We start from the raw sequence: 434 nt of genomic DNA, 5'->3' as shown, positions 1-434 counted from the left end.
TATGCGGACGACTTCGTTATCCTGCATGAAAACAAGGATGTAATTCTAAAATGTCGCGACCACATCCAGGAATGGCTAAAAGGAATAGGGTTGGAACTGAAGGATACCAAAACTCACATCACCCACACTCTAGAGGGTGACAACCCTGGATTCGACTTCCTGGGATTTAATATCCGGCAATATCAAGTCGGAAAATATAAGACCGGAAAGGACACGAAGGGAAATCCGCTAGGTTTCAAAACCCTCATTAAACCCAGCAAGAAGGCCATCAAAACCCACTACAAAAAACTGAAAGAGATAGTAGACTCCCACAGCGCAGCACCGCAAGAGGGGCTAATAAGACACCTCAATCCGGTTATTAGAGGGTGGAGCAACTACTACTCAACAGTAGTGTCCAAGGAAATCTTCTCTCAAATGGATAACTCGTTATACTG

1 protein-coding gene is annotated in these 434 nt (G+C 44.5%); it reads left to right on the top strand.

Translation table 11 applies throughout. From position 1 onward, the window contains the following. On the top strand, nt 1–434 hold a 434-nt coding region (locus tag AC0QH1_RS17030; RefSeq protein WP_324632426.1), incomplete at both ends, for a group II intron maturase-specific domain-containing protein.

Source organism: Phormidium sp. CCY1219 (assembly GCF_055795085.1).
The sequence above is the reverse complement of the archived record's forward strand: the minus strand, read 5'-3'. Positions and strand labels throughout refer to the sequence as shown.